Raw genomic sequence first — 19205 nt, forward strand, 5'->3', positions numbered from 1 at the left:
TTGCCTTATTCAGGCTTTTTCCAGCGTACAGAGCAATGGATGCTCATTCTCTCTGGCATAGCGGTTCACCTGAGCTACCTTGGTTTCGGCCACTTCGGCGCTATAAACGCCACAGATGGCTTTGCCCTGATAGTGAACCGTAAGCATCAGTTGCGTTGCACGTTCAATATCATAAGAAAAGAACTTTTGCAGAACGTCAATAACAAATTCCATCGGCGTGTAATCGTCATTGTTAAGTATTACTTTATACATCGATGGCGGCTGCAAAGCTTCAGTAATATGCTCTTTGGTCAGGTCGTCGGTCTGCGGTCCGGTACTATGAGTTCCCATCTTTTACCCAAATCAGTTCTGATACTTATCCGCTGGCTGTGGTTACAGCCGCGTACCTGATTTTCATTGTATCACCGCCCGGTCAAAATCGTGCAGGTCCCGAAAACGCCCTTCCTGATATTAACGGCAATAAAACGTGCCGATAGCGTTATCTGTATCAAATTTTCACAAACCTGCGACAAAGTGTCTAATCCGAGCGCTTGACGACAAGGGTGATTTCACTAGAGTGTAGAATTGAATTGATGTCGTTTTAATCAATTTGGTTTCGCCTTAACCCAATAACCTCACCTTAGAGGACACTCTAGCGAAGGATGAAGATGCATGGAGACAGGTACTGTTAAATGGTTCAATAACGCCAAAGGCTTTGGCTTTATTTGTCCCGAGAGCGGTGGTGAAGATATTTTTGCCCACTATTCAACCATTCAGATGGACGGCTACAGGACGCTTAAAGCAGGCCAGGTGGTGCAATTTACTGTGCACCAGGGGCCAAAGGGAAATCACGCCAGTCTGATCGTGCCGGTCGCCGGCGAAACGGTCGCCTGAATGTTCACCTTGCGCTTTCCGGTCTATCTCCTTTAATTTCTGTGAACCAGGTCAAATACAAGTCTAATACCGGTCGCCACCGTGCGACCGGTATTCTTAATCAGCACGTCCACGCGCCAGCCATAATACCCTCGAAAACATACTGCGAATGAGTACCGGAATAACCGATTCGCCCAACGAGGCCGCCTCCAACGCCACCTCAATCGCCAGATCCGGCTTAGACGTTCGGTGGATAGCCTTGGTGATGACCTTCGCTGCCGACAGCGGCACCGGCTCAGGCAATTGTGCAACCCGGTGATAAACCTGACTAAAGCCATTACGGTACATGAAATGCTCCATATCCAGCGCCGGCAGCATCGTCAGATGGTCACGCTCAGACTCACCCTGCGATTGCAGCAGGCTGCGAACCGTGGCTGCATACTTTTTCCCGGCGTCATCGCCATCTACCAGCACATGCCATTCGATGCCCATGCGATAGGCGAATTTCAGCAGCGGTTTTAACCCCGCCTGTGCAAATTCGATAACTCTCACTCCTTCCGCTTCAAAATGGTGTCCGCACTGGCGAGCCAGTTCACTGAGCATCCAAACTTCGGTTTCACCTTCCACCAGCAACCAACAGCGCGCAAACAGCGACGCAGGGCGATTAAAACGAATGTGAAAAGTAATACGGCGGCTGTCTTCCTGCGTCATGCCTTGACGGCCAATACGATAAGTAGCAACTTTTGCCGACTCGCGCACCAGACGGCAAAGCTGTTCTACCGGCACCAGCGACAGCAACTCACCGGAATTGGTGGTGGTAATTTTCTGCAACGGCAGTTGCGTCAGCAGTCCCCATGCCACCGACAGCATGATCGGATGCAGCCGGGTTTCCGGGTCTTCAATCAACAGCAGTGGACGTGAGTGCGGGTCGAGCACCGCCGAGCCTTTAGCCTGCAACAAGGTGGAAAACAGCTCCAGCAGAATAATGCGGTGACTGCGGTTGTTGGAGCCGGAGATCATACGATTGATGTTATCCAGCGAGCGCCACGCCCGGCCATTGCCGGCACGCGCATGGCGATGATGCCTTCTGTCGTTTGGATCTGCACTTTGTTCGGAAAAATAGTGCTCGACCAATTGGCGCATTGCCACCAAACCTTGCCGCAACTCCTGATTAGTCAGCCGGTTGGGATTCTGCGCCAGCTCGCGCACCAGCGTCTCAAACTGGCGTGATAACCGGTCATTATCGGCAATGTGCGGCATCAGCGTGCCGGTGCGGAAACGGCGGATAAAGCGAGCGTCGCGCAGCCGCAGCACCGGATGCAAGCGAACCACCTCGCTGGCCAGCCAATCGATGTTGTCTAACGGCAGAGCCTGACCACTGGCATCCAGAAAACTGCGCCAGGTAAAAATCGCCTGGCTTTCATCCATTTCTCCCTCCAGCCGATAAAAAATACGATGCAATCGCCCTTCGCCTTTAATCCAGACCGGTGATAACGAACGATAGCGGGGAGCCAGATGGTGGCCAGGTTCAGACTCACAAAACGTAAAGATGACCTGAAGGTGGCGTTCGCGGCTGGTTTCATCACCCGGCGTAAAATGAAAATCCTGCAAATCAAAATGGTAAAGCGGTGGCGACGGCGTCAATAACAGCGAGAGCGCATCCAGCAAACTCGACTTACCCCAGGCGTTTTCGCCGATCAGCACGTTATTGTCATCCAGCGTCAACGACAGTCGATTAATGCCACGGAATCCAACAATCTCGACTCTTTCCAGATACATCCGTGCCCCCCTGCTCTGCGATTTTCTGATGAGCATGACGACAAAAGTGCAATACGGTCAACCCTTATGCCTCGGTTCTGTCTCGCGGCGCATAAAATGGCCAACAGATGCGAGTGATTGTCATCCACAGGTAAAAATTGCGCCAAATCAAATTAGGCTTAAGTTGCATATAAAAACCCTTTTTAGGTATCCGCAACCGTTTTATGCTCTTAAACAGGCATTAAAAATGCAACTTTAAAAGGAAGCCATCATGTATTGTGTGCAATGTGAACAGACCATCCGAACCCCAGCCAGCAATGGTTGCGCCTACGCGCAAGGCATGTGCGGCAAAACTGCCGAAACGTCTGACCTGCAGGATCTGCTGGTCGCCGTACTTCAGGGGTTGTCTGCCTGGGCGTTGCAGGCCCGCGCGCTGGGCATTGTCGATCACGAGATCGACAGTTTTTCACCCCGTGCCTTCTTCTCTACCCTGACCAACGTAAACTTTGATTCGCCACGTATCATCGGTTACGCCCGTGAGGCGATTCGTTTGCGGCAGGGGTTGGCAACCCGTTGCAGGTTGCTGGACGCAGGCGTCTCGGTCGATCATCCGATGGCGGAACTGCAACTGGCGGGCGACGACATCCCGACGCTACTGCAACAGGCTACCGAGTTTGCGCTGAACAAGGATAAAGCCGCTATTGGCGACGATATCCACGGGCTGCGTATGCTGTGCCTGTACGGTCTGAAAGGCGCCGCTGCCTATATGGAGCACGCGCATGTACTGGGACAGCACGATGACGTCTTGTACGCCGACTACCATGCGCTGATGGCCTGGCTCGGCACCGCACCTACCGATATCGACACGCTGCTTAGCAACGCAATGGCTATCGGCAAGATGAATTTCAACGTGATGGCGATACTGGATCAGGGGGAAACCTCTGCCTACGGTCATCCACAGCCGACCCAGGTTAACGTACGCCCGGTCGCTGGCAAGGCAATCCTGATTTCCGGTCATGATCTGAAAGACCTGCGTATGCTACTGGAGCAGACCGAAGGCACCGGTATCAATATCTATACTCACGGCGAAATGTTGCCAGCGCACGGCTACCCAGAGTTGAAGAAATTCTCTCATCTGGTCGGGAACTACGGCAGCGGCTGGCAGAACCAGCAAACCGAATTTGCTAAATTCCCCGGCCCGATTCTGATGACCTCCAACTGTATCATCGACCCGAATGTAGGCCAGTATACCGACCGAATCTGGACCCGCAGCATCGTCGGCTGGCCAGGTGCTCAACACCTCGAAGGGGATGATTTCAGCGCTGTCATCGCACAGGCACAGCAACTGCCAGGCTTTCCGTACAGTGAGATTGAACATCTGATTACCGTCGGTTTTGGCCGTCAGACACTGCTGAATGCCGCTGATACCGTGATTGACCTGGTCGCCAGCCAAAAACTTCGCCATGTCTTTTTGGTTGGCGGTTGTGACGGTAGTCGTACCGAACGCAGTTACTACACTGATTTCGCCTGCAGCGTACCGCAAGATTGCCTGATCATGACGCTGGCGTGCGGTAAATATCGCTTCAATAAGCTGGACTTCGGTACGCTGGAAGGCTTGCCGCGCTTGCTGGATGTCGGTCAGTGTAACGACGCTTACTCCGCTATCATGCTGGCGGTCAACCTGGCGGAAAAACTGGGTTGCGGCGTCAACGATCTACCGCTGAGTCTGGTGCTGTCATGGTTCGAGCAGAAAGCGATTGTCATCCTGCTGACGCTGCTGTCGCTGGGTGTGAAAAATATCTACACCGGCCCTACCGCACCTGGATTCCTGACACCGTCGCTGCTGGCGATACTGAACGAGAAGTTCGGTATGCGTGCCATCACCACCGTAGAGCAGGACCTGAAAGACATTCTCGCTGCCTGACTTTTTTGTTGACCTTAGCCTTCCGCGCTGCTGTCGCGGAAGGCTGTTATGGAGACGACTCATGACCATGCCTACCCCACAGTGCCCAAACCGTATGCAGATGCACTCCCTCCATCAGGAAACGCCGGATGTATGGACGCTTTCGCTGATCAGTCATGACTTTTACCCCTGGCAGCCCGGCCAATATGCACTGGTCAGCATCGCCAACAGTAGTGAAACGCTGCGTGCCTATACCCTCTCTTCCTCACCGGGACTCAGCCCGTTCATCACCTTCACCGTACGACGGTTGGAAAGCGGCACAGGCTCGCGCTGGCTGACTGGGCAGGTAAAACCCGGCGACTATCTGTGGGTTTCTGATGCACAAGGCGAATTTACCTGCACCCGCGCCGTTAGTGATCGCTACCTGATGCTGGCCGCAGGCTGCGGTGTGACGCCGATTATGTCGATGACGCGCTGGCTGCTGGCCAACCGCCCGCACACCGATATTCAGGTCATCTTCAATGTTCGCTCCCCACAACACGTGATTTTTGCTGCGGAATGGCAAGCACTGCGCCAGCGTTATCCACAGCAACTGCACTTAACCCTGATGGCGGAACAGCAGGCTGAAGCCGGTTTTCTCAGCGGACGACTTACTGAATCCGTGCTATCGCAACAGGTGCCGGATATCCTCAGCCGCACGGTAATGACCTGTGGTCCACAGCCCTATATGAAACAGGTGGAAACCTTCTGTTTACAGGCCGGCGTTCCGGGTGATCGGATTTTCAAAGAGCAATTCGGTGCTCCTGATGCTGAGGTGGATGGCGATGGCGAACAACTCATCATAGCTATCCGCCATTCATTGCAACAGGTGAACGTTCCGGTCGGCATCAGTCTGCTGGCAGCGCTGGAAAGCCATCAGTTGCCGGTGAATGCCGCCTGTCGCGCCGGCGTATGTGGTAGCTGCAAAACCCGGATTCTTAGCGGCAACTATACCACCACCAGCACAATGACATTGACACCTGAAGAAATTGAAAACGGCTATGTGCTAGCGTGCAGTTGTCAGTTACAAGGCGATGTCGAACTCGCCTGATTTTCCCACACCGTTTTGCCATAAGGCATACGCCATTCTCACAAGCCCCGCCGCATTTTCATTAACAAACTGTTAAGGTGGGGTTTTTCCCCCTTCCGCTTCCGGCTATATTTAGGTTATGTCACGCTTATCGCGGGGCACAGCCTATGTTGTATTGATATGTATTGCGGGTGTGAATATCGACAGGGACACCGCTGCAGTTTCAATTGCGCTGTTGTGGCAGGAGCAAAATACATGATGACCGTCAAACCCGCCCCGATTCTGATTATTGGCGCCAGTGGTTATATTGGCCGCCACCTCATTGCAAGACTGAGCCAGCAAGGTCAAACAATGATTGCCGCTTCGCGTCGTATCGACTCGCTGGCAGCGCTGAATCTTCCTGGCGTACGCTGTGAACATGTAGACCTGATGAAACCACACACGCTGCCAGAAGGATTATGGCAGACAGAAACCCTCTATTATCTGGCGCACAGCATGGGCGACGGCGCTGATTTCCTGGAGCGTGAATACCAGTCGGCGCAAAACCTGCGTCAGGTGCTGCGCACCAGCCGGGTCCAACAAATTATCTATCTGGGTTCAGCACAGACCGAACGCCGCCCATCCACCCATATGCAGGCACGCAAGCTGACCGGTGATATTCTGCGCAGCAGCGGCATTCCCGTCACCGAGCTGCGTGCAGGGATTATCGTCGGCCCAGGTTCTGCCGCGTTCGAAATTATGCGTGATATGGTGAACAATTTGCCGGTGCTGACGCCGCCACGCTGGGTACGTTCAAAATCCGCGCCTATCGCGCTGGAAAATCTGCTCACCTACCTGACGGAACTGAGGCACTATCCAGCTGTGCAGCATCGTATTTTTGACGCAGCCGGGCCGGAATACCTCAGTTACCAGACCTTGTTCGAGCGTTTTATCCGCATTACCGGCAAACGTCGCTTGCTGCTCCCAATCCCGGTGCCGACCGGATTAGTCTCAGCCTGGTTTCTCAATCTGGTAACCTCAGTGTCCAGTTCCACCGCCAAAGCGCTGGTGCAAGGGCTACGTCACGATCTGCCAATGGACGACAGCGAACTACGCCGCCTGATCCCGCAGCGGCTGCTGGGGTTTGATGAGGCGGTGCAAGCCACACTGGATGACGAAAAAGCGGCAGCACAGCACCCCGACTGGGGATATGACCCTGATGTACAGGCGCGCTGGCGCGCTGACTATGCTTTCTATCCTAAACAAGCGGGTTACAGCCATAAAACCAGAGCCAGCAGTCAGGCATTGTGGCAAGTCGTTCAGCAAATCGGTGGGCAGGACGGCTATTTTTACGCCAACCCTTTGTGGACAATCCGGGCCAAAATAGATGACTGGTGCGGCAATCAGGTTATTTACCGTCGGCCAGAGCGAACCGAGTTGCTTGAGGGCGACCTCGTCAACGGCTGGAAGGTCATCCGGGTCAAGCCATGTCAGCAGTTGGTATTGTTATTTGGTATGAAAGCTCCGGGGTTAGGGCGGCTAGCTTTTTCTATTGCTGATCGCGGCACCTATCGGGTACTGGATGTCCGAGCCTGGTGGCATCCTGCTGGCTGTAACGGGCTGGGTTACTGGTTCCTGATGATGCCTGCGCATCTGTTCGTGTTTCGAGGCATGGCACGCCGCATCGCTGTATTAGCACAGGAAGCGGAACGACTGGATATTGATAGCCTTACTCATGGCGACTAAGAAACCATCCCAACAGGCTCATTCGCTTGCCATGTGGGCCACGGGCCGTACCGGATGCCTCAGGCCCCCGTGTACGCCCCGGTTTATCCACAGTACCACTTGCCGGAACCGGTTCTACGTCGTGTTGATTGATGCTACAACGTGGTGTCTGTCTTAACCAAAGGTGGAATGATTGTTATCCATTACCGGCGTTTCCTTGCATGATGCCATCGCGCCATATTTTTCCAACAACGCATCGACAATGGCTTCGGTTTCCGCATCCGCTTCGCCATTATAGCGCTGTTGCCGGAAGTGCATCTGAAATGCCGCCACTACACGTTGCTGCTGGATGTCGCTCATACCCGGAGTGACCTCATAGCCATAACACGCCAGTTTTTCCAGCAACGCGTTTTTGTCTACCGGATCATATTCCTGTCTGTTTGCCAGGTAGAAGCGAACCCGCTGTGCATCCGGCCAGGCACCAATCCCCTCCTGCGCCAGTTGCTGCCAGGGAAACAACGGTCCTGGGTCGAGTTTGCGCTGGGGAGCGATATCGCTATGCCCCACCACATACTGTGGTGCAATATGATGACGGGCGATGATGTCACGAGCAAGGTGGGTTACCAACGAAATCTGTTGTGGTGTATAGGGTTGCCACCCACCGGTGCCGGACGCGGTTTGTTGTAAGCCAAGATTTTCCTGTTCAATACCAATGGATGTGCCGTTCAACTGGGTATAACCGCGCCAGTAACTGGTGCCTGCATGCCAGGCGGATTGCGATTCGGGCACCAACCGCCACGCTACGGGTTTGCGACTGACCTGCGGTGGATGAGCCGGCACCAGATAATGTGCACTCACCTGTCCAGTAGTAAGTATTTTCAGTGAAGCGCCAAAGTCTTCCGCTGTATAGTGAAACACCAGGAAGCGAACCCGATCACTCCGGCTAATAGCCGTAGACGACACATCCAGTTGGTAATCTCCCTCATCAATATAGCGCTCACGAGTATGACAGCCCGCCAGCAGCATCAATAAGATTAGCGTCACGCTCCGCCATGACAATCCGATAATAAAGCGATTCATGATAAGCGAACCATAACTGGGGCAACGCCGACTGACACCATCAACATGCTGCGGTCTTTGCCAACTGTTTCATAGTCAATATCAATGCCGACAATCGTATCCATCCCCACCAGTTCCTTATCCTGCTGTTGCATTTCCCGAAAAGCTATCTGTCGGGCATAGCGTAGCTCCTTTTCATAGGCTCCGAAACGACCACCGACAATATTGCTGATACCAGCAAAAAAATCCCGGAAGATATTGACATCAGGAATCGCTTTACCTGTTATCACGCCGCAGTAAGTTTCAATGACGTGACCTTCCAACATCGATGTAGTGGATAATTGCGATATAGTGGGTAATTGCATCATGTCTCCTCGCATTCAGATGAGCGGTTCAAACCTACCGCACTTCCCTGCGATTTGCTTACGCTTTGATAGCAATTACCACCATTAACAGACTTTTCTGCAACACAATCATCACCAATCGCATATTTTTGCAACGCACCTGGCTATAACCGGGGAAAGTTATAGCTGAAGATTGTTTGCCACTGTGCGGCTATCACCTTGACAAATCTAGCCGTCATCGCGGCAAAGCGAGATTTTGTGCTGAAAAATCAACAGTAACTCGTGTATTTGCAAATTTTAACCCATGGTGATTGCATAACTATTCTGCCGAGGCTACCATTTGCGGCATCAATGTCTATTCAATTCTTGCGCATGAGTATTCAACTAAACAGCATTAACTGTTTCTATGGCGCACAGCAGGCGCTGTTCGATGTCACCCTCGATTGTCCCGCTGGCGAAACGCTGGTGTTGCTCGGCCCCAGCGGCGCTGGCAAAAGTTCGTTATTGCGGGTACTGAACCTGCTGGAAACGCCCCGCTCCGGTACGTTGAGCATCGGCGGCAATACTTTCGATTTTAGCCAGATGCCCGCCGAAAGCGCCATTCGTGACCTGCGCCGCAATGTCGGCATGGTGTTCCAGCAGTATAATTTATGGCCACATCTCACCGTGCAGCAGAATCTGGTCGAAGCACCCTGCCGCGTATTGGGACTTAACCATCAGGATGCACATGCTCGCGCAGAAAAATTGCTGAGTCGTTTGCGGCTTAGCGACTTTGCCGACCGCTACCCGTTGCACCTCTCCGGCGGTCAGCAGCAACGAGTTGCCATCGCCCGTGCGCTAATGATGGAACCGCAGGTCTTATTATTCGACGAACCGACCGCCGCCCTCGACCCGGAAATCACCGCTCAGGTGGTTAGCATTATTAAGGAATTGAGCGAAACCGGTATCACTCAGGTCATCGTCACCCATGAAGTGGATTTCGCACGCAAAACCGCCAGCCGCGTGGTGTACATGGAAAATGGCCGCATTGTGGAACAAGGCGACGCCTCACTCTTTTCCCAACCACAGACACCAGCATTTGCTGGCTATTTATCTCACTGATAGATAAGGATAATAACATGAAAAAATTGTTTGTTGCCGCTCTGCTCGGCGGGTTAAGCTTTTCTGCTGGCGCAGCCGAAACCATTCGCTTTGCCACCGAGGCGTCCTACCCTCCGTTTGAATCGGTAGATGCCAGTAACCAGATCGTCGGCTTCGACATTGATCTCGCTAATGCGTTGTGCAAACACATTCAGGCCACCTGTACCTTCAGCAATCAGGCATTTGATAGTCTGATCCCCGGCCTGAAGTTCCGTCGCTATGATGCGGTAATCGCCGGTATGGACATCACCCCGGAACGCCAGCAGCAAGTCTCTTTTACCCAGCCGTACTATGAAAACTCGGCGCTGTTCATTGCTCAGAAAGGCAAACTGGCGGATATCGCGGCGCTGAAAGGCAAGCGTGTCGGGGTACAGAATGGCACTACACATCAAAAATTCCTGCTGGATAAGCACAAAGACATCACCGTCGTGCCGTATGACAGTTACCAGAACGCGGTGCTGGACCTGAAGAATGGTCGTCTGGACGCCGTCTTCGGCGACACTGCCGTCGTGAACGAGTGGCTGAAAGAGAACGCAAATCTGGCTTCTGTTGGCGATAAAGTTACCGATAAAGACTATTTCGGCATCGGCTTGGGTATTGCGGTTCGCCAGAACAATGATGAGCTGGTGAAAAAATTCAACGATGCGCTGAACAACATCAAGCAGGATGGCACCTACCAGACCATCTACAAGAAATGGTTCCAGCAGTAATCCGATAGAAAATCAATGACTGAATTTCAACCTCTTGCAAGCGCCGCCGGGATGACCGTCGGCCTTGCCGTTTGTGCTCTGCTACTAGGCCTGCTGCTGGCAATGTTGTTTGCCCTGTGGGAAAACGCGCGCTGGAAAGCGCTCAGCGCTTGTGGCACCGCGATAGTTACCCTGCTGCGCGGCTTGCCGGAAATTCTGGTGGTGCTATTTATCTATTTTGGCTCGTCCCAGTTGTTGCTGGTGCTGTCCGACGGTTTCACACTCAATCTCGGTCTGGTGCAGATGCCTGTCAAACTGGCTATCGATAATTTTGAAGTCAGCCCGTTTCTGTGTGGCGTTATTGCATTGTCGCTGCTGTATGCCGCCTATGCATCGCAGACGCTACGTGGCGCACTGAAAGCGGTACCGCGTGGTCAGTGGGAGTCAGGTCAGGCGCTGGGAATGAGCAAAAGCGCGATCTTTCGCCGTCTGATTATGCCGCAAATGTGGCGTCATGCCCTGCCGGGGCTAGGTAACCAGTGGCTGGTGTTGCTAAAAGACACTGCGTTGGTCTCGCTGATTAGCGTCAATGACCTGATGTTGCAAACCAAAAGCATCGCCACCCGTACTCAGGAACCCTTCACCTGGTACATGATTGCTGCTGCTATCTATCTGGCGATTACCCTGTTAAGTCAGGCGATCCTGAAAAAGATTGAAACGCGCGCCACACGCTTTGAACGGAGACCGTCCTGATGCTGGACTATATTCCCGAACTGCTGAAAGGGCTGCACACCAGTCTGGTGCTGACATTGGCCGCGCTGTTGCTGGCGTTATTGCTGTCGTTGCTGTTGACGGTGATTTTGACGCTAAAAACCCCGGTGCTGTCGGCTCTGGCCAAAGGCTATATCACCTTGTTTACCGGCACCCCGCTGCTGGTGCAGATTTTCCTGATTTATTACGGTCCTGGCCAATTCGACTCGATTCGACACGTTGAGTGGTTGTGGAATCTGCTATCGCAGCCGTGGTTGTGCGCAGTCAGCGCGCTGGCGCTGAACAGCGCAGCCTATACCACACAGCTGTTCTACGGTGCGGTGCGAGCTATTCCGGCAGGACAATGGCAGTCCTGCGCGGCGTTGGGGATGAATCAGCGCCAGACATTGCGTATTCTGCTGCCGTTTGCGTTTAAACGTGCACTTTCGTCGTACTCCAACGAGGTGGTGTTGGTGTTTAAGGGTACTTCGCTGGCCTACACTATTACGCTGATGGAAGTGATGGGCTACGGTCAGTTGCTGTACGGTCGTACCTATGACGTGCTGGTATTTGGCGCGGCAGGGATTGTCTACCTGTGCGTCAATGGCCTGTTGACGCTACTGATGCGCATCATCGAACGACGCGCACTACGTTTCGAACAGCGCAACACCTGAATCATCAGCAAGCATGACCTAAATGCTGATTACGCCGGCTTTTATGCCGGCGTTTTTATGCATAAAAACTCATCTCCCAGATGAACCATCAATTTAAATCTGTTTTATTTTTAATCAATTAAAAAACCTCTCTCAAAAAAAACTATCCAAATACCATTTAAATTGAATTTATAATCACTTAATTTGCATAAAAAACATTTAATGACATGCTATCGTTATCCTTTTCAACGACAATCACGTTGATAAACATAAGTTAAGCTGGAGTACTTGATGAAAAAATTGATTCTTGCCGCACTGCTGTCCACCACCCCCCTTAGCACCATGACCTTTAACGCTATGGCGGCAGACACTATCCGCTTCGCCGCATCGGCCACTTATCCGCCATTCGAATCTCTGGATGCCAGCAACCAGATCGTCGGGTTTGATATCGATCTCGCCAATGCGCTGTGCAAACAATTACAGGCAACCTGTAGCTTCACCAATCAGGCATTTGACAGCCTGATTCCGGCGCTGAAATTCCGCCGTTACGACGCCATTATTTCCGGAATGGACATCACCCCAGAACGCAGCAAGCAAGTGGCGTTTACCCAACCGTACTACGCCAACTCAGCGATCATCATTGCTCAGAAAGGCAAATATCACACACTTACCGAGCTGAAAGGTAAACGCATCGGCATGGAAAATGGCACAACTCACCAGAAATTCTTGCAGGAAAAACACCCAGAGGTCACAACCGTCCCGTACGACAGTTACCAGAATGCGTTAATCGACCTGAAAAACGGTCGCCTTGACGGCGTATTCGGCGATACCGCCGTGGTGAACGAATGGCTGAAAACCAACCCGGACCTGGCAACCGTCGGCGAGAAAGTGACCGACCCTGCCTATTTCGGCATCGGGCTGGGTATTGCAGTACGGCCAGACAATCAGGCGCTGCTGGAAAAATTGAACGGCGCACTGAACGCCATCAATGCTAACGGCACCTACAAAGCCATCAACGACAAGTGGTTTCCACAGCAATAAACCGTGCCCTGCCTTTACGCTGTCGGTTGTTGCCGACAGCGTGCTCCAGATGAATCACCTGGTTACGCAGGCACACTGGCCTATCTGATCCCGCTACAGGACAGTATGGCGCGAGGCCGCAACAAGCACGTCAAATGCGCCGTTGCAGCAGCGTCAGCACCTCGTAATGCGCAGTATGCGGGAACATATCGAATAACTGTACCTGCTGAATCTGGTACGCCGACAGACGCGTGATGTCTCTCGCCATGCTTTCGGCGTTGCAACTGGAGTAAAGGAGATACGGCGGGGCCATCCGGCTTAGATAATCGCACAATTCGGCACCAATACCACGCCGGGGGGGATTGACGATCACCAGATCCGGCGTCTGTGCTTCGCCAACGGCAAAGTGGGTGGAATCAAGCGCAGCAAAGTTGACGTGTTTCATCCCCATTTGCTCAGCCGAACGCTGTGCACAAGCAATGGCTTCGGGGCTAATTTCAATACCGGTGAGCGGCATGTCAGGCCCAGTGCAATGCAGGCCGAATCCGCCCACGCCGCAAAACAGATCCCACACACTGCGCACCGACAGCGCCGATACCCATTGCCGGGCGGTGTCATACAAGGCAGCGGCTACCTGCGGGTTGGTCTGGAAGAAGCTTTGCGGCCTGATGTACAGCGGCACCTGATTAAAGCGTTCTTCCAGCGCCTGCGTTTGCGTCAGCGGAATCTCCTGCTCCCCTTCCAGTATCGCCTGATGGACTGGCTGAATATTAGCGGATATCACCGCCAACTGCGGCAACTGCTGCTGTAACCACGGCAGCGCGGCGCGCAGTTGCGACAGCTTGGTTTCGGAACGCAGCACAAAACGCAGCATGAAATGACCACTCAGGGTGCTTTGCGTCAACAGCAAATATTTCAGTTCCCCCCGGCGTCGGGCAACGTTATAGGGCGTCAGCCCGGCGTGGGCAATGAACGTTTTCAATACGCTAAACACTGGCACAAAACTGTCGGGATACAGCGGACAATCACAAAGATCCACCGCCGCACCATCACGATGCAGCATCCCCAGCAGCGGGCGTTCGACACTACCACTAACGACCATCTTAGCTTTATTGCGAAAGGCGATTTCCGCCGAGGTTACTGGCATCAGCCAGCGCTGAACAGGAAGCGCGGCCAGCAAGCCAAGCAGATGCTGCTGCTTATCGGTTACCTGCTGCGAATAGGCGGTTTCCAGCCATTGACAGGAACGGCACAAGCCGTCGTTATAGCGGGCACATTGCATGGAGAGTCTGGAATCTGTCGTCAACATCAAGGAGGCTGATTGTATCACCCCCGTGCGAGAAAGTTAGGGATGGCGTGTAAAAAAACGCTGGCTGCGCCGGGGCAGAAACAACAGCAAAATCAGCAGAAAATCCGGCAACCGCTGCATCAGCAAATGGTGCAAAATCTCACCGATACCGTCGCCGCTGACATGAAAAATCGGTGGCAAAAACTCCATCAGCGACGCCGTCAGCATGTAGAGCGTCACCAGGAACTGGGTTAGCAGGAAGCACCAGCGCCCCCAATTCAACCCACTGAGTACCGCAAATCCGCAGCGAACTTCGAGACACACCACCAACAACGCAGCCAGTAGTACCAACGTACTGTCCCACTGTTTGGCGCTACTGCTAAGCCAACCACCAAAACCATTCAGCCCCAGTTCACTGATAGTCAGGACGATCCCCATACACCGGGTAGCGATAATCGCTGAACCTGCCACCATGATAGCGACGGGGGCAAACATGCCACGTCGCGGCAGTTCCCGTTTACCGTACAGTATGATTGCGTTCCCCCTGAAATCGCCACGCCACCAGAAAGTATGGCGACGTGGCGAAAATTGGCAAGTTCAGGGCGAAACCGAAACGCTATCAGCCACGCCTTGCTTTTTGCAAATCACGCTGACGTTGCTTTTCCGCCCTGGCCATAAACCACCAGACAATCAAACCGATAATGCCTACTACCAACAATATCAGAGACGCCAGCGCGTTAATTTGCGGGTTAACACCCATTCTTACGCTGGAAAAAACCAGCATCGGCAACGTAGTGGCACCAGGACCGGAGACAAAGCTGGCAATCACCAGATCATCCAGCGACAGGGTAAAGGCCAGCAGCCAGCCGGACACCAGCGCTGGTGCTATCATCGGCACAGTGATGATAAAAAACACCTTCAGCGGCGTCGCCCCCAGATCCATCGCCGCTTCTTCAATCGAATGATCCAACTCGCGCAGGCGGGCACTGATAACCACGGTGACATATGCCGAACAGAATGTGACGTGCGCCAGCCAGATGGTCAACATACCGCGTTCTGCCGGCCAGCCGATAGCCTGCGCCAACGCCACAAACAGCAGCAACAGCGACAACCCGGTGATCACATCCGGCATGACCAGCGGCGCGGTCAGCATAAAAGCAAACCCGTTAGAACCACGGAAATTGCCGAAGCGCACCATCACTACCGCCGCCAGCGTCCCCAATACCACCGCCATGGTGGCCGACGCCGCCGCTATAGTCAGGCTAAGTAATACCGCGCTGATCATCGCAGAATCTTCAAACAACGCGCCGTACCACTGGGTGGACCAACCCGCCCACACCGTCACCAGACGGGAACTATTGAAGGAATAGACAACCAGCATCAACATCGGTGCATACAGAAAGCTGTATCCCAGCACCAGAATCAGTGTTCGCCACGGCGAACGCACGACCGGTAAATTGTTCATGCCTGATCCTCCGCAACTTTATTCTGATGTTTATGGAACCAGATGATCGGTACGATTAGCAGGAATAGCATCACCATCGCCACCGCCGATGCCACCGGCCAGTCACGGTTATTGAAGAACTCCTGCCACAGAATGCGACCAATCATAATGCTGTCCGGTCCACCCAACAGTTCAGGAATCACGTACTCACCCACGGTGGGAATGAATACCAGCATCGACCCGGCGATAATGCCGCCTTTGGTCAGCGGCACAATCACGCTAAAGAAGGTTTTTACCGGCCTGGCGCCCAAATCCAGCGAAGCTTCAACCAGCGAGTAATCAAGGCGGGTCAGCGCGGTGTAAATCGGCAACACCATAAATGGCAGATAGGAATAGACCACACCGATATACACCGCCAGATTGGTATGCAAAATCACCAGTGGCTGATCGATAACCCCAAGCCAGATCAGGAAATTATTCAGAATGCCGTTGTCTTTAAGAATTCCCATCCAGGCATATACACGGATCAGGAACGAGGTCCATGACGGCAGAATCACCAGCAGCAACAAGATGTTGCGAGTGGACGGCTTGCTGTGCGCTACTGCCCACGCCATTGGGTACCCCACGGCCAGACAGCACAAGGTAGAAATCGCCGCCACTTTCAGCGACTGCAGATAAGCGTCGATGTACAGCGGGTCGGACAGCAGTTGCAGGTAATTACCGATATTCAGGCTGATTTGCAGCCGATCCTCCGCCCATTCAATCAAATCGGTGTAAGGCGGCACAGTACGCGCCATCTCCGCAAAACTGATCTTGAAGACGATCAGAAACGGCAGCATAAACAGGCATAGCAGCCACAGATAGGGCAGCGCGATAACCAGCTTGCGGCCATGCGCCAGACGTAGCCTAGCCAACGTGGCGCGCAGTGGACTCATTGACTGGCCAGGTGGTTCATGTTGTTCAGATAACATCGCCATAGCGTCTTCTCCCGTTACACCGTCAGCACCACACAGCTGTCCGCATCCCAGCACAAGCGGACTTCATCCCCCCAGGTGGGCGAGCCTTTACGGAATCGGTCGGCGTTTTGCAACTGGGCGCTGATAGTCTGCCCGCTGTTCAACCGAACATGGTAGATAGAGAGATCGCCCAGATAAGCGATGTGTACCACTTCACCCACAGCAAAGTTACAGCCGTCTGCCGGCACGTCTTCGCACAGCATGATTTTTTCCGGACGCAGCGCGATATATACCGGCACGCCGTCCACCACCGACACATCCGAATTGACCTTCAGCGGATGCACCAGCCCCGGACTCTGCACGATAAGCGCATCATCCTGGCGTTCTTTCAGCAACCCTTCGAACATGTTGACCGAACCAATAAACTCGGCGCTGAAGCGGCTGTTCGGGTTTTCGTATATCTCTTCCGGCTCGCCAATCTGCACGAACTTGCCGCGATTCATAATGGCGATACGGCCTGCCATGGTCATGGCTTCTTCCTGATCGTGCGTGACCATCACGCAAGTCACCCCCACTCTCTCCAGGATATCGACCACTTCCAATTGCATACGGTCACGCAATTTTTTATCCAGCGCGCCCATCGGCTCATCCAGCAACAACAGTTTGGGACGTTTAGCCAGGCTACGCGCCAGTGCCACGCGCTGACGCTGACCGCCGGAAAGCTGATGCGGTTTACGTCCGGCGAATTCCTGCATATGCACCAGCGTCAGCATCTCTTCCACGCGATCATTGATTTCGCCGCGTGACAGCTTGTCCTGTTTCAGGCCAAAAGCGATATTCTTCTCCACCGTCATATGCGGGAACAACGCGTAAGACTGAAACATCATATTGATCGGACGTTGGTAAGGCGGCACCAGAGACAGGTCCTGCCCGTCCAGCACAATTTGCCCTTGGGTAGGCTGTTCAAAGCCAGCCAACATGCGAAGCAGCGTGGATTTGCCACATCCTGAGGCGCCCAACAGGGCGAAAATCTCACCTTTGTAGATGGTCAGACTGACGTCATCAACCGCAAACTGACCATCATAGGATTTGGTCAGGTTGCGCACTTCCAGCAACGGCGTGGCTGCCTTCTGGGGCTTGGGGCGGGGAATCGCTTCGTTCACTTAATATTGCTCTCCGGCAGAAGCAGAACAAAATCGCAGTCACATGACTGCGACACAAATAACACAAACAGGCGGGGTTGAGCCGCCTGTTGCATGAAAGTGGAATCAAGGCCGGCGATTATTTACCGCTTTTTACCTTGGTCCACGAGCGCGTAATCACGCGGTCGATTTTGGGAGATTGCACTTTGAGAGTGTACAATTTGGCCCGAATATCCGCAGGCGGATAAATATTCGGATTGTTGCGCACTTCATCTTTCACCAGTGCTGTCGCCTCTTTATTGGGGTTGGCGTAATACACATGGTTACTGATGTTGGCAATCACTTCCGGTCTCAGCAAATAGTTAAGGAACTGATAGGCTGAATCCAGATTCTTGGCATCTTTTGGAATCGCAAATACGTCAAAAAACGCCAGCGCGCCTTCCTTCGGAATGCTGTAGCTAATGTTCACGCCGTTTTTCGCTTCTTTCGCCCGGTTCGCCGCTTGCAGGACATCGCCAGCCCAACCGATTGCCACACAAATATCGCCGTTGGCCAGATCGTTGATGTACTGAGACGAGTGGAAGTAGCGGATGTTCGGACGCAATTTCAGCAGCAGATCGGTCGCATCTTTGGTGTAATCCGCCTCGTTGGTGCTGTTCGGGTTTTTGCCCTGATAGTTAAGCACCGTGGCATAAATTTCAGCCGGTGCGTCAAGGAAGGAGACACCGCAGCTCTTGAGTTTTTCCAGATTTTCCGGTTTCAGCACCAGATCCCAACTGTTAACCGGCGCATCTTTGCCCAACACGGCTTTCACTTTATCCACGTTGTAGCCAATACCGGTGGTCGCCCACAGATACGGCACGGCATATTTATGGCCTGGATCGTGTTCCTCGATAAGTTTCATCAACTCAGGATCAAGGTTTTTGTAGTTTGGCAGTTTGCTTTTATCCAGCGGCTGAAAGACACCGGCACTGATCTGACGCCCCAGGAAACTGGCGGAAGGCACCACCAGGTCAAACCCTGTACTGCCGGCCATCAGTTTGCCTTCCAACACCTCGTTGGAGTCAAACACGTCATACACGACTTTAATGCCGCTTTCTTTCTGGAAGTTCTCCAGTGTGTCCGGCGCGATGTAATCAGACCAGTTATAAATATGCAGCGTTTTCTCTTCCGCAGATGCGGTGACGGACGCGGCTACCATTAAGCCGGCTAAAACACCCGAAAGCCATTTTTTACGTTGGGTGAACATCCGTTCCTTCCTCCATACCAGGGGTAAATACAGGGGGGTGAATGCACGGTGCCCGCAAGCAACACCGCTCTTTGTTTCGCTGGAATCAGCATGACAACATAATGAATGGCTATGCACGCGCTTTTTTCATCGTTAACGCACCGCCCGCCACAACGTTATTATCTGAACCATACAGAAATAAAGCA

19 protein-coding genes are annotated in these 19205 nt (G+C 53.1%); 9 read left to right on the forward strand and 10 right to left on the reverse strand.

Annotated features, from left to right (window positions below; all coding sequences use genetic code 11):
* Positions 1 to 9: 9 nt before the first annotated feature.
* Positions 10 to 330 (reverse strand): ATP-dependent Clp protease adapter ClpS, encoded by a 321-nt coding sequence (clpS, locus tag Dpoa569_RS10590; protein ID WP_042870210.1) that lies wholly within the window; start codon positions 328 to 330, stop codon positions 10 to 12.
* A gap of 321 nt (positions 331 to 651) precedes the next feature.
* Between clpS and cspD the strand changes: the two genes are divergently transcribed.
* Positions 652 to 873 carry a cold shock-like protein CspD gene (cspD, locus tag Dpoa569_RS10595; RefSeq protein WP_012770072.1) on the forward strand — a complete coding sequence of 74 codons (222 nt, stop codon included), beginning with the start codon at positions 652 to 654 and terminating at the stop codon, positions 871 to 873.
* A 96-nt stretch (positions 874 to 969) separates the two neighbouring features.
* On the opposite strand, the gene Dpoa569_RS10600 is transcribed toward cspD, so the two are convergent.
* Positions 970 to 2631, reverse strand: coding sequence for an ATP-dependent endonuclease (locus tag Dpoa569_RS10600; protein ID WP_042870208.1), 1662 nt, complete (start codon positions 2629 to 2631; stop codon positions 970 to 972).
* Positions 2632 to 2881: 250 nt separating this feature from the next.
* On the opposite strand from Dpoa569_RS10600, the gene hcp reads away from it, so the two are divergent.
* The 3 genes from hcp to Dpoa569_RS10615 all read left to right on the forward strand — a co-directional run bounded on the left by hcp (position 2882) and on the right by Dpoa569_RS10615 (position 7307).
* Positions 2882 to 4534, forward strand: coding sequence for a hydroxylamine reductase (gene hcp, locus Dpoa569_RS10605; protein WP_042870206.1), 1653 nt, complete (start codon positions 2882 to 2884; stop codon positions 4532 to 4534).
* Between the two features lie 61 nt (positions 4535 to 4595).
* Positions 4596 to 5603 carry an NADH oxidoreductase gene (gene hcr, locus Dpoa569_RS10610; RefSeq protein ID WP_042870203.1) on the forward strand — a complete coding sequence of 336 codons (1008 nt, stop codon included), beginning with the start codon at positions 4596 to 4598 and terminating at the stop codon, positions 5601 to 5603.
* Between the two features lie 234 nt (positions 5604 to 5837).
* Entirely contained in the window at positions 5838 to 7307 is a 1470-nt protein-coding gene (locus tag Dpoa569_RS10615; protein WP_128569707.1) for a DUF2867 domain-containing protein, read from the forward strand.
* A 153-nt stretch (positions 7308 to 7460) separates the two neighbouring features.
* Here the strand turns inward: Dpoa569_RS10615 and Dpoa569_RS10620 are convergent, their stop codons facing one another.
* Both Dpoa569_RS10620 and Dpoa569_RS10625 read right to left on the reverse strand, forming a co-directional pair.
* Complete coding sequence (locus Dpoa569_RS10620; RefSeq protein ID WP_050569436.1) at positions 7461 to 8366, reverse strand: N-acetylmuramoyl-L-alanine amidase; 906 nt, start codon at positions 8364 to 8366, stop codon at positions 7461 to 7463.
* Entirely contained in the window at positions 8363 to 8713 is a 351-nt protein-coding gene (locus Dpoa569_RS10625; protein ID WP_227983022.1) for a heavy metal-binding domain-containing protein, read from the reverse strand. The genes Dpoa569_RS10620 and Dpoa569_RS10625 overlap by 4 nt, the downstream gene beginning before the upstream one ends.
* 348 nt (positions 8714 to 9061) lie before the next feature.
* Between Dpoa569_RS10625 and artP the strand changes: the two genes are divergently transcribed.
* From artP to Dpoa569_RS10650, 5 genes are all read left to right on the forward strand, one after another.
* Entirely contained in the window at positions 9062 to 9790 is a 729-nt protein-coding gene (gene artP, locus Dpoa569_RS10630) for an arginine ABC transporter ATP-binding protein ArtP (protein ID WP_146411716.1), read from the forward strand.
* Positions 9791 to 9807: 17 nt separating this feature from the next.
* Positions 9808 to 10539, forward strand: coding sequence for an arginine ABC transporter substrate-binding protein (gene artJ, locus Dpoa569_RS10635; RefSeq protein WP_042870198.1), 732 nt, complete (start codon positions 9808 to 9810; stop codon positions 10537 to 10539).
* Between the two features lie 15 nt (positions 10540 to 10554).
* Entirely contained in the window at positions 10555 to 11271 is a 717-nt protein-coding gene (artQ, locus tag Dpoa569_RS10640) for an arginine ABC transporter permease ArtQ (RefSeq protein ID WP_042870195.1), read from the forward strand.
* Positions 11271 to 11942, forward strand: a complete 672-nt coding sequence (gene artM, locus Dpoa569_RS10645) for an arginine ABC transporter permease ArtM (protein WP_042870193.1) — start codon at positions 11271 to 11273, stop codon at positions 11940 to 11942. Before artQ ends, artM begins: the two co-directional genes overlap by 1 nt.
* A 270-nt stretch (positions 11943 to 12212) precedes the next feature.
* Complete coding sequence (locus Dpoa569_RS10650) at positions 12213 to 12962, forward strand: arginine ABC transporter substrate-binding protein (protein WP_042870191.1); 750 nt, start codon at positions 12213 to 12215, stop codon at positions 12960 to 12962.
* A gap of 130 nt (positions 12963 to 13092) precedes the next feature.
* Here the strand turns inward: Dpoa569_RS10650 and rlmC are convergent, their stop codons facing one another.
* From rlmC to potF, 6 genes are all read right to left on the reverse strand, one after another.
* Positions 13093 to 14223, reverse strand: coding sequence for a 23S rRNA (uracil(747)-C(5))-methyltransferase RlmC (gene rlmC / locus Dpoa569_RS10655; RefSeq protein ID WP_146411719.1), 1131 nt, complete (start codon positions 14221 to 14223; stop codon positions 13093 to 13095).
* Between the two features lie 63 nt (positions 14224 to 14286).
* Entirely contained in the window at positions 14287 to 14724 is a 438-nt protein-coding gene (locus Dpoa569_RS10660) for a YbjO family protein (protein ID WP_128569706.1), read from the reverse strand.
* A 124-nt stretch (positions 14725 to 14848) separates the two neighbouring features.
* Positions 14849 to 15694 (reverse strand): putrescine ABC transporter permease PotI, encoded by an 846-nt coding sequence (gene potI / locus Dpoa569_RS10665; protein ID WP_042870186.1) that lies wholly within the window; start codon positions 15692 to 15694, stop codon positions 14849 to 14851.
* The gene (gene potH, locus Dpoa569_RS10670; RefSeq protein WP_042870184.1) at positions 15691 to 16650 is read right to left on the reverse strand and encodes a putrescine ABC transporter permease PotH; all 960 of its coding nucleotides are present in this window, start codon (positions 16648 to 16650) and stop codon (positions 15691 to 15693) included. Before potH ends, potI begins: the two co-directional genes overlap by 4 nt.
* A gap of 14 nt (positions 16651 to 16664) precedes the next feature.
* Positions 16665 to 17792 (reverse strand): putrescine ABC transporter ATP-binding subunit PotG, encoded by a 1128-nt coding sequence (gene potG / locus Dpoa569_RS10675; protein WP_042870182.1) that lies wholly within the window; start codon positions 17790 to 17792, stop codon positions 16665 to 16667.
* A gap of 118 nt (positions 17793 to 17910) precedes the next feature.
* A complete protein-coding gene (potF, locus tag Dpoa569_RS10680) occupies positions 17911 to 19020 on the reverse strand; it encodes a spermidine/putrescine ABC transporter substrate-binding protein PotF (RefSeq protein WP_042870180.1) in 1110 nt (369 codons plus the stop codon).
* Positions 19021 to 19205: the final 185 nt, after the last annotated feature.

Origin of the sequence: Dickeya poaceiphila, assembly GCF_007858975.2 — a bacterium.
GTDB lineage: Bacteria > Pseudomonadota > Gammaproteobacteria > Enterobacterales > Enterobacteriaceae > Dickeya > Dickeya poaceiphila.

Coding starts and splice junctions, on each gene's coding strand:
- clpS (WP_042870210.1), bottom strand. CDS start 330: ATGGGAACTCATAGTACCGGACCGCAGACCGACGACCTGACCAAAGAG.
- cspD (WP_012770072.1), top strand. CDS start 652: ATGGAGACAGGTACTGTTAAATGGTTCAATAACGCCAAAGGCTTTGGC.
- Dpoa569_RS10600 (WP_042870208.1), bottom strand. CDS start 2,631: ATGTATCTGGAAAGAGTCGAGATTGTTGGATTCCGTGGCATTAATCGA.
- hcp (WP_042870206.1), top strand. CDS start 2,882: ATGTATTGTGTGCAATGTGAACAGACCATCCGAACCCCAGCCAGCAAT.
- hcr (WP_042870203.1), top strand. CDS start 4,596: ATGACCATGCCTACCCCACAGTGCCCAAACCGTATGCAGATGCACTCC.
- Dpoa569_RS10615 (WP_128569707.1), top strand. CDS start 5,838: ATGATGACCGTCAAACCCGCCCCGATTCTGATTATTGGCGCCAGTGGT.
- Dpoa569_RS10620 (WP_050569436.1), bottom strand. CDS start 8,366: ATGAATCGCTTTATTATCGGATTGTCATGGCGGAGCGTGACGCTAATC.
- Dpoa569_RS10625 (WP_227983022.1), bottom strand. CDS start 8,713: ATGATGCAATTACCCACTATATCGCAATTATCCACTACATCGATGTTG.
- artP (WP_146411716.1), top strand. CDS start 9,062: ATGAGTATTCAACTAAACAGCATTAACTGTTTCTATGGCGCACAGCAG.
- artJ (WP_042870198.1), top strand. CDS start 9,808: ATGAAAAAATTGTTTGTTGCCGCTCTGCTCGGCGGGTTAAGCTTTTCT.
- artQ (WP_042870195.1), top strand. CDS start 10,555: ATGACTGAATTTCAACCTCTTGCAAGCGCCGCCGGGATGACCGTCGGC.
- artM (WP_042870193.1), top strand. CDS start 11,271: ATGCTGGACTATATTCCCGAACTGCTGAAAGGGCTGCACACCAGTCTG.
- Dpoa569_RS10650 (WP_042870191.1), top strand. CDS start 12,213: ATGAAAAAATTGATTCTTGCCGCACTGCTGTCCACCACCCCCCTTAGC.
- rlmC (WP_146411719.1), bottom strand. CDS start 14,223: ATGCAATGTGCCCGCTATAACGACGGCTTGTGCCGTTCCTGTCAATGG.
- Dpoa569_RS10660 (WP_128569706.1), bottom strand. CDS start 14,724: ATGTTTGCCCCCGTCGCTATCATGGTGGCAGGTTCAGCGATTATCGCT.
- potI (WP_042870186.1), bottom strand. CDS start 15,694: ATGAACAATTTACCGGTCGTGCGTTCGCCGTGGCGAACACTGATTCTG.
- potH (WP_042870184.1), bottom strand. CDS start 16,650: ATGGCGATGTTATCTGAACAACATGAACCACCTGGCCAGTCAATGAGT.
- potF (WP_042870180.1), bottom strand. CDS start 19,020: ATGTTCACCCAACGTAAAAAATGGCTTTCGGGTGTTTTAGCCGGCTTA.